Raw genomic sequence first — 8900 nt, 5'->3', positions numbered from 1 at the left:
TCGGTGACTCCCGAGTAGAGGCTCAGGATGAGGTCGGGCTTGAGCGCCTTGATCGCCTCGTAGTTGGGGCCGTCCTCCGTGAAGGGGATGATCTCGGGCGTCTCGCCGTACTCCTCGGTGACGAAGTCCTCGAACCAGGGCTGGTAGCCGCTCTCGTCGGCGCCCCAGACCTCTTCCATGCCGACCGGGTTCGTGCCGAGGGCCGCGACGATGTCGGGGGTCATCCAGCCGAGGGTCACGATGCGCTGCGGCTTCTCGGGGATGATCGTCTCGCCGTGGGCGTGCTCGATGACCACGGCATCGCCGGATACGGATGCGGGGGCGGATTCCGCGGTGTCGGCCGGTGTCGCGCACCCCGCGAGGGTGAGGGCTGTCGCGATGGCGGCCGCGATGAGCGCGGCACCGCGGCGGGTCTTCGGGCGCGCAGAAGCGTGCGTCATGATTCTCCTTCAGAGAGAGGGGAGGGGCGTGCCGCGTCCACGCGGCGGGAAGTTAGGTAAGCATGCCCTAACACAATGATGCTAGGACGGGGAGTGCGCGCTGGGTGTCGATAGACAGACGACTTGTGTCGCTGAATCGACAGTCCGCGGTCATCCCGGGAGCGTCATCGCCAATACAGCTGATGAACCGGGTCGGCCTGCACGCGCGCCACATGCTGCCGGGGGGTCGTGCCGAACCGTTCTTTGAACGCCGCGGAGAACGCGCTGGTCGTGGCGTACCCGCAGCGGTGGGCGGCGGCGCCGATGGGGGTGCCGTCGACGATCAGTCGGGCGGCCAGTGTCATCCGCACCCCGGTTCGCCACCGGCCGAATGTCATGCCGACGTCGTTCTGGAAGATGCGCAGGACGGTGCGCTCGTGAAGCCCGTGGGCTCCGAACAGATCCCGCGCACTGCGGGGGTCGCCGGGGTCGGCGAGCACGGCCTGCACGAGCGATCTCACCCGTTCGTCGGCCGGCATGGGCACCTCGCCCCAGCCGTCTGCGGTCTCTGCCGACGGGTGCTGCAGCATCTCGATGAGCACCGACTGGATGCGCACCCGCAGCTCGGTGGGCATGTCGTTCACCCCGAGGTGCAGGAGCATCTCCTGTGCGGCTCGCGGCACCAGCACCTGCACGATGTCGTCGATGGGGGAGAGCAGCGACGCATCGGAGATGTAGGTGTAGCACCCCGTCGAGTCGCGTTCGTGGCGGGCGGTGTGCGGCGTGCGGGCGGGGATCCACAGGCCCTGCCCGGGCGCGAGGCGCCACATGGCATCCTGCAGCTGCACCCAGACCGTGCCGCGGTAGCACCACGCGAGCATCGCATCGGGATGGGAGTGAGGCGGTGCGAGCGGCCGGGTGTCGGTGTCCTCGCCCGTGACGACCCCCGTGCCCATCAGGTACGGCTCGCGGATCGTCGACGGCTGCACCGGGCTCGCGGCCCACTCGTCCTGTCGATAGGAGTTCACTCTGTGCTCCGCGTCGGGCTCTATCGGGCGTCGCTCGCGGTGATCCGCGCCTCGACCGGGGCCCATCCGCTCTCGAGCACGCGGAACCCCGCGTCGAGGATGCCGAGCTGGTCGTCGTTCTCGTTCACGAGCAGCTGCATCTGCAGCACGAAACGCGAGTACACCCGGATCTCCGGGGTCGGCGCCGTCAGTCCGAGCTCGTCCGCGATCGCATCCGCCAGGGCGTCTTCGTGCCGCAGCCACATCCTCGCCGCGTAGTCCCGCAGCGCCGGAGTGTCGTTGAGGAAGTCGAGGAAGATCCGCGTCACGTCATTGCCGTGCTCGTCGATGTTCGCGCCCACTTCGGCCGTGTAGAAGTCGCGGATCGCCTGATTGATCGTCACGCCGCCGGCGCGCTCGCGAACGGCGGAGACCAACCGGTCGCGCTGCTCGTCGTCCTCGTCGAAGACGAGCGCCTCCTTCTGCGGAAAGTGCGCGAACACGGTGGTGGGGGAGACGTCGGCGGCGTCGGCGACCTCGCGGATGCTGACGTTGTCGAACCCGCGCTCGAGGAACATCATCGTCGCGACGTCGGAGATGTTCTTCCGGGTCGCTGCCTTCTTGCGTTCACGGCGCCCGAGCGGCTCGGTATCGGTCATGCGTCCAGGGTATCGCGCACTCGTTCCAAAACTGGCTTGACACCAAAACTGGTATTGATACAGTTACGGAGTGACTACACCTAAAATCTCGTCTGCGCGCGGCGAAAAGCGCGCGTGGCTCATGCTCGTCGTGCTGACGATGCTCACCGTCGTCGGCATGACCGTCGTGCTCCCCGTCCTGCCGTTCGTCGTGCTGCAGTACGTCTCGCACGAGGGCGATCTCGCGATCTGGGTCGGCGTGCTCGAGGCGGTCAACGGCCTGTGCGCGTTCCTGGTCGCCCCGTTCCTCGGCCGGCTGTCCGATCGCTTCGGCCGCCGCCCCGTGATCATCGGCGCCGCATTCGGCGCCGCGTTCGCCATGACCCTGTTCGGCATCGGCGGCGCCATCTGGGTGCTCGTGCTCGCCCGCGTCATCCAGGGGCTCACCGCCGGCGACCTGCCCGCGCTGTTCGCGTATCTCGCCGACATCACCCCTCCCGAGAAGCGCGCTCAGCGCTTCGGTCTGCTCGGCGCGCTCTCGGGCATCGGCATGATGATCGGGCCGGCGATCGGCGGTCTGCTCGCCACCGTGAGCCTGCAGCTGCCGGTGTTCCTCACCGCCGCCGTCGGCCTGACGATCGCGATCCTCAGCATCTTCCTGCTGCCCGAGAGTCTCGCGCCCGAGAACCGCATCACGCGGATCGCGGTGCGCGACATCCAGCCGTTCGGAGTCTTCAGGGAGGCCTTCGGGCGCAGGGAGCTACGCGGCCTGATGATCGGCTTCGGCCTGCTGGCGCTGCCGTTCGGCTTCTTCGTCAACAACTTCAGCGTGCTGGCACTGGATGCGGTCCAGTGGGGGCCGACGCAGATCGGTCTGCTCACGGCCGGCGTCGGCATCATCGACATCCTCATCCAGGGCCTGCTGCTCGGCATCCTGCTTCCTCGCATCGGCGAGCGCGGCGTGATCATCAGCGGCATCGTCGCGCAGGCGATCGGACTCACCGCCCTCGCGATCGTCGCCTCGATCTTCGCGCAGCCGTGGGTGTTCATCGTGGGCGCTCTCATGCTCGCCGCGGGGCAGGGGGCGTCGACCGCCGCGTTGGACGGTGCGATGTCGAATGCGGTCGGAGACGACGAGCAGGGATGGCTCGGTGGCGCGACGCAGTCGCTGAACGCGGCGATGGGCACGGTGGCGCCGCTCATCGCGGGCGCCCTCTACGTCACCGTGAGCCATGCCGCGCCGTACTGGCTCGGGGCTGTGCTCATGCTCGTCGCCGTGGTCGTCGTCGGCCGCGCGCACATCGTGAACACCGCGAAGCGAGAATCCGTCGACACGGAGTACGTCCTGCCGATCGAGCTCGCGCACGCCGACGGCTGAGATGGTGGGCAGGGACGGGCGTGGGGGAGGGATGATGGAGGCATGCCGTCATCCCACCGCCCGGGTCTGCGGGTCTCGTCGGGCCTCACCATCCCCGAGGCCGAGCTGTCGTGGCGGTTCTCGCGGTCATCCGGCCCGGGCGGTCAGGGCGTGAACACCGCCGATTCCCGCGTCGAGCTGGTGTGGGATGCGGGGGCGAGCGCATCGCTCACCCCCTACCAGCGCGAGCGACTTCTCGACCGGCTGAGCGGTCGTCTGGTGAACGGGGTGCTGACGATCGCCGCCTCAGAGCACCGGGCCCAGCTGCGCAACCGCGACGCCGCCCGCGAGCGGCTCGTGGCCCTCGTCGCCGAGGCTCTGCGCCCGCCCGCACCGCAGCGCCGTGCGACGAAGCCCAGTCGTGGCTCGAAGGAGCGGCGCCTGACCGCGAAGAAGCAGCGCACCGGCATCAAGAACCTGCGCAAGCCTCCGCGCGACGGGTGATCGCTGCGGTCAGTCCTTCTCGTCGCCGGTGCCGCGCACCAGCTCGAGCCCCGCTCCGGCGAACTGGCGCAGGGTCGCGTCGGGCAGGAACGCTCGGGTGAGGGCGCGGCCGATCGCGGCGAGATCGACCTCGTCGCGATACAGCAGGTACATGGTCTCGTAGCGCGGGTGGAACTTCTGCTTGAAGCGATGCAGCGAGCCGAAGCCGTACACGGGTTCGAGCGCCTCGGCCAGACGGTCGCTGAGAGCCGCGATCATGCCGGCATCCGGCGGATAGTCGTGGGCGAGCGGGGCGCCCGAGAGCGACATGATCTCGGCACCCTCCTCCGAGAACTGCCGCGCGGAGGACCCGATCAGATACTCCATCACGGGGCCGAAGCCGCCCTCGCGGCGGCGCATGAGATCGAGCGTCCATCCGCGCACGGTGCCGCCTTCCCCGTACACCGGCAACCACGACAGGAACCCGTCGACGTCGCCGTTCGGGGCGAGGGCGAGCGCGAGGCGCACCTCGGGATCCTCCGCCTCATCGAGCGTGCCGAGGGTGAACCGCATCTCCGGGAGGTCCTTGTCGCCGACCCACGCCTCGGAGATCGCCCGCAGCTGCTGCTGCACGCCCCACGATTCGGCCTTGAGGTGCGTCATCCGGAACGTCATCTCATCGCGGCCCGCCCTGTTCAGCGAGGTCCGCACGGAGTTCCAGCGCTTGCCGGTGAACTCCAGCCCCGGCAGGTCGACGATCGTGTCGTCGGCGACCACGATGCTGCGCCAGGTCGCGGGCACGGCGCGGCGGGTGGCATCGTCCGCGCTGAAGAAGCACGGCACGAGTCCGGCGTTCTCGGCCGCGCGGATGAAGGATGCGACGGCCCCTGCGCGGGCCTGCGCGGGGCCGATCGGATCCGCGAGCGCGAGGGCGACCCCGGCCCGACGCTGATAGGCGACCAGCCCGCCGGGGATGCGGGCGTAGCTGTTGCCCTCCCACGTCGACATCCACGACAGCGTCCCGCCGCCGTGCTCACGCAGCGCCACCTTCACCTCGTCGGCGGTGGGAGCGGGCTGCGTGCCGAGGAGCGATCTCCGCTTCGCGCGGAACGCCCGACGCACGGCGATCAGGTAGGCGAGCATGATCACCCACAGCACGGCGTTCGCGAGAGCGAGCTCCGTGTCGCCGTCCCAGCGCAGGTCGACGTCGGCCTGCGAGAACACCGTGATGAGCACGAGCACGAGGGCCCCCACCAGGATGTTGAAGAGCCCGAGCAGCATCACGAGCACCCACGCCCAGCGTCGCCCGCGGCGCAGTCCGGTGACCAGCACCACGATGACGACGAGGTCGAGCGCGAGGTCGATGAATCCGCCTGACGCGGGGTCGGTCTGACCGAACGGACCGTCGGTGGCCACCAGGGTGGTGATGATCTCGACCGCACCGAGCACCAGCAGCGAGACCACGGCGACGAGGCGCTGCTCCCTCACCGTCGTGCGCTGGACGCGCAGGGTGCGGTCGGCGAACAGGATCAGCAGCACCGCGAGCAGGTGCTCGAGGTCGGCGACCTTGCCCCAGAACAGCATGGAGATGAACACGAACCCCAGCAGGACCAGCCAGCCTCGCACCCGCCACGGTGGGCGGAAGAGTCCGACGGCCGCGGCGATGCACGCCATCGTCCCGCCGGATGCTCCGACATCGAGCGCCTGCGCCTGCGTGGCGGCCCACGCCCAGGGCAGCTGTGAGGCGATCAGCAGCACGAGGGCGGTCGCGAACATCGCGAACAGCTGGCCGATCCAGTAGTAGGCGAGAGCGACCCTGCTGCCCCGACGGAACTCGAGGTACGCCATGCCCCAGAACCCGGAGATCGTGAAGAGATAGACCCAGGGGGCGTTGACGAAGAACGTCCCGGTCAGCGGCGTCCACCACCGGCCGGCGAGGAAGTTCGGCAGTCCGTAGGCCACGTCCTCGAACAGCGGGGTGCTCTCGAACGGGCGCCACAGGCCCTGCCAGGCCACGCCGACGATGAGGATCAGCAGCACCATCATCAGGGTCGCCGGAATCCTCCGCACGACGGCGAGAGCGGGATGCGCGGCGGATCGCGTCTCGGTCATGCGCTCAGCGTACCGACGGTCACCGCGCGGCGGGAGCATCGGATCGGACCTGTCGCTCGCCGCCTCCACCGCCTTGAATGGAGCCATGCCCCTTTCCCTGCATCCGGTGGTCGGCCCGCCGCCCTCGCACCCGCACCCGCTCCCGCATTCGCCGACCGGCAGGCGGCGTCGCGGGGCGGCGCTCGCCGCGGCCTGCGTGTCGGTGTCGCTGCTTCTGACGGCCTGCACGGCGCCGTCGCAGACGGTCTCCGTGCCGGCCCCCGAGTCCTTCACCGAGAGGCTCGAGACCCCCTGGTCGATCGCCTTCCACGGCGAGGTCGCGCTGGTGAGCGAGCGCGACAGCGCGCGGGTGCTCGAGATCGCCGACGACGGCACGGCGCGCGAGGTGGCCGTGATCGACGGCGTCTCGGCCCGGGGCGAGGGAGGTCTGCTCGGGCTGGCCGTGCACGAGGACCAGCTCTTCACCTACATCACGGCGGCGGACGAGAACCGTGTCGAGCGGCGGGAGATCCGCGGCGAGCCGGGTGGCCTGTCCCTCGGCGAGCCGACGACGGTGATCGACGGCATCCCGGCCGCGGGGAATCACAACGGCGGGCGCATCGGGGTCGGGCCCGACGGGATGCTGTACGTGACCACCGGCGATGCGGGGGACCGCGATGCCGCCCAGGACCTCGACGCGCTCGCGGGCAAGATCCTGCGGCTCACGCCCGAGGGCGGGGTTCCGGCCGACAACCCCTTCGGGGGCTCTCCCGTCTACAGCTACGGGCACCGCAATCCGCAGGGCATCGCGTGGGATGCCGAGGGTGCGATGTACGCGAGCGAGTTCGGACAGGACACCTGGGACGAGCTGAACGTGATCGAGCCAGGGGGCAACTACGGCTGGCCCGAGGTCGAGGGGATCGCCGGAGACGACGACTACATCGACCCCGTGCAGCAGTGGGCTCCGGATTCGGCGAGTCCGAGCGGAATCGCCGTCACCGGTTCGGACATCGTCATCGCCAACCTGCGGGGCGAACGCCTGCGGGTCGTGCCGCTCGACGACCTGAGTCGCAGCACCGACCAGTACGTCGGCGAGTTCGGCCGCCTGCGCGACATCGTCGTCGGCGAGGGCGGCACGTTCTGGATGCTCACCAACAACACCGACGGCCGCGGGAATCCGGCGCAGGGCGACGACCGCATCCTCCGACTGGGCAGGGACTGAGCCGCCAAGGCTGAGCCGCCACGGCGACCGGTGCTCTCAGGCGAACGCGTCGATGCCGGTCGCCGCCACCGACAGCGCCCACAGGCGCTCGGCGGCATCCGTGTCGATCGCCCACTCCTTCACCCCACCGGTGGTCATGTCCGTGTGTTCTGCCGGGACGATGCCCTTGATCGCGCAGTCCTCGCAGTACGCGCCGCTGCGGGAGACGAGCTCCGCCGCGGTCGCCGCCCACAGACCGGTCGACGCCCCCTGGGCGGGGGTCTTGAACCGCGGGTTCGGTGTGCCGTCGGCGTCGATCCAGCCGCGCGAGAGCAGCTCCTCGCGGGGGACGTGCCGCTGCAGCTCGGTCATGATGCCGCCCGGATGCACGGAGAACGCGAGGATGCCGCGGTCGGCGCCCCGACGCGCCAGCCCCACCGCGAACAGGGCGTTCGCGGACTTCGACTGCCCGTAGGCGACCCAGGGGTCGTAGGGCGTCGTCTCGAAGTCGATGTCGTCGAAGCGCACCGGCGAGCGGTAGTGCCCTCCCGACGAGTACGAGACGACCCGCGCGCCGTCCGTCAGCAGATCGGCGACACCGCCCACGAGGGCGAAATGACCCAGGTGGTTGGTGCCGAACTGCGACTCGAAGCCCTGAGCGGTGTGCTCGAAGGGAGTCGCCATGATCCCGGCCACGTCGAGCACCAGATCGATGGGCCGGCCGTCGCGACGGACCGACTCCGTGAACGCGGCGACCGAGTCGAGATCGCCCAGATCGGCCGCGCGCACCTCGGTCCCGACGAATCCGTCGAGGGCATGTCGAGCGACGTCGGGACGCCGCGCCGGGACGATCACATGCACCCCGGCGTCCGACAGGGCGCGCACCGTCTCCAGGCCGAGCCCGGAGTACCCGCCGCTGACGATCGCCGTGCGGCCGGAGAGGTCGACGCCGGCGATCACCTCGGCCGCGGTGGAGCGGTAGCCGAACTCGGAGTCGAGCGGCTGCTGGCGGGCGATCATGTCGAGGGGATCTGTCATGAGATGACCGTACGCCTGTGCGCTCGCTGCAGGCTGTATGGTTCTCAGTCGTCGTCCGCCGACCCGTCACCCGCCGACCCGTCACCCGGACCGCGCGACCTCACGATCCGGCATCGGTCGGGGCGGGGACCGGGGCAGGGCCGAGCCGCCCCCCATATGCCCGCCTAGACTGGAGGGGTGGCGAGACTGTTGATCGTGGGCGGGTTCCTGGCAGCCATCTTCTGGGTGTACAGCATCGTCGACTGCGCCGTCCAGCCGCAGACACGGCACCGCGGTGTGAGCAAGGGCATCTGGATCGCCATCGTGGCCCTCGTCCCGGTGATCGGCGGCGTCCTGTGGTTCACGCTCGGCCGTCGCCGGGCGAACGACGACGGCGGCGCCATCCGCATCGTCGCTCCGGACGATGATCCCCAGTTCCTCCGCAGCATCAGCAAGAGCGAGCAGGATGCCCGCATCCGCCGTCTCGAGGAGGAGCTCGCGCGGCTCGACGACGAGACCGACGACGGCCCCGCCCCGGACAGCACGGCGCCGGACGCCCGTCCGTGACCTCGCCTGCTGCCATGGAGTCTCCGGCCATGGACGCGGCCGCGTCCCTCGTCGCCGAGCTCATCGGCAACGGAGTGCGCGACCTCGTGCTCTCGCCCGGCTCCCGCTCGCAGGCGCTCG

Annotated in this window: 8 protein-coding genes and 1 pseudogene; 4 read left to right on the top strand and 5 right to left on the bottom strand. The window is 70.0% G+C overall.

Annotated features, from left to right (window positions below):
* The 3 genes and pseudogenes from ABTZ43_RS16130 to ABTZ43_RS16120 all read right to left on the bottom strand — a co-directional run.
* Positions 1-440: pseudogene (locus ABTZ43_RS16130) on the bottom strand (iron-siderophore ABC transporter substrate-binding protein); the annotation flags it as partial.
* 164 nt (positions 441-604) lie between these two features.
* Positions 605-1447, bottom strand: coding sequence for a helix-turn-helix transcriptional regulator (locus ABTZ43_RS16125; protein ID WP_350539524.1), 843 nt, complete (start codon positions 1445-1447; stop codon positions 605-607).
* A gap of 20 nt (positions 1448-1467) precedes the next feature.
* Entirely contained in the window at positions 1468-2085 is a 618-nt protein-coding gene (locus tag ABTZ43_RS16120) for a TetR/AcrR family transcriptional regulator (RefSeq protein ID WP_149422476.1), read from the bottom strand.
* A gap of 70 nt (positions 2086-2155) precedes the next feature.
* Between ABTZ43_RS16120 and ABTZ43_RS16115 the strand changes: the two genes are divergently transcribed.
* Both ABTZ43_RS16115 and arfB read left to right on the top strand, forming a co-directional pair.
* Positions 2156-3442 carry an MFS transporter gene (locus tag ABTZ43_RS16115; RefSeq protein ID WP_350539523.1) on the top strand — a complete coding sequence of 429 codons (1287 nt, stop codon included), beginning with the start codon at positions 2156-2158 and terminating at the stop codon, positions 3440-3442.
* 42 nt (positions 3443-3484) lie between these two features.
* Complete coding sequence (gene arfB / locus ABTZ43_RS16110) at positions 3485-3925, top strand: alternative ribosome rescue aminoacyl-tRNA hydrolase ArfB (protein WP_350539522.1); 441 nt, start codon at positions 3485-3487, stop codon at positions 3923-3925.
* Between the two features lie 9 nt (positions 3926-3934).
* Here arfB and ABTZ43_RS16105 read toward each other — a convergent pair whose 3' ends face one another.
* Positions 3935-6016 (bottom strand): bifunctional lysylphosphatidylglycerol flippase/synthetase MprF, encoded by a 2082-nt coding sequence (locus tag ABTZ43_RS16105; protein WP_350539521.1) that lies wholly within the window; start codon positions 6014-6016, stop codon positions 3935-3937.
* An 85-nt stretch (positions 6017-6101) separates the two neighbouring features.
* Between ABTZ43_RS16105 and ABTZ43_RS16100 the strand changes: the two genes are divergently transcribed.
* Positions 6102-7217: a PQQ-dependent sugar dehydrogenase gene (locus tag ABTZ43_RS16100; protein ID WP_350539520.1), complete on the top strand. Its 1116-nt coding sequence runs from the start codon at positions 6102-6104 to the stop codon at positions 7215-7217.
* A gap of 36 nt (positions 7218-7253) precedes the next feature.
* On the opposite strand, the gene ABTZ43_RS16095 is transcribed toward ABTZ43_RS16100, so the two are convergent.
* Positions 7254-8234, bottom strand: coding sequence for an oxidoreductase (locus ABTZ43_RS16095; protein ID WP_350539519.1), 981 nt, complete (start codon positions 8232-8234; stop codon positions 7254-7256).
* Between the two features lie 177 nt (positions 8235-8411).
* Here ABTZ43_RS16095 and ABTZ43_RS16090 point away from each other — a divergent pair, with 177 nt between their 5' ends.
* The gene (locus ABTZ43_RS16090) at positions 8412-8780 is read left to right on the top strand and encodes a PLD nuclease N-terminal domain-containing protein (RefSeq protein ID WP_056419891.1); all 369 of its coding nucleotides are present in this window, start codon (positions 8412-8414) and stop codon (positions 8778-8780) included.
* Positions 8781-8900 lie beyond the last annotated feature (120 nt).

This window comes from Microbacterium sp. NPDC097977 (assembly GCF_040302605.1).
Lineage (GTDB): Bacteria > Actinomycetota > Actinomycetes > Actinomycetales > Microbacteriaceae > Microbacterium.
This window is presented reverse-complemented; position numbering and strand designations above follow the sequence as displayed.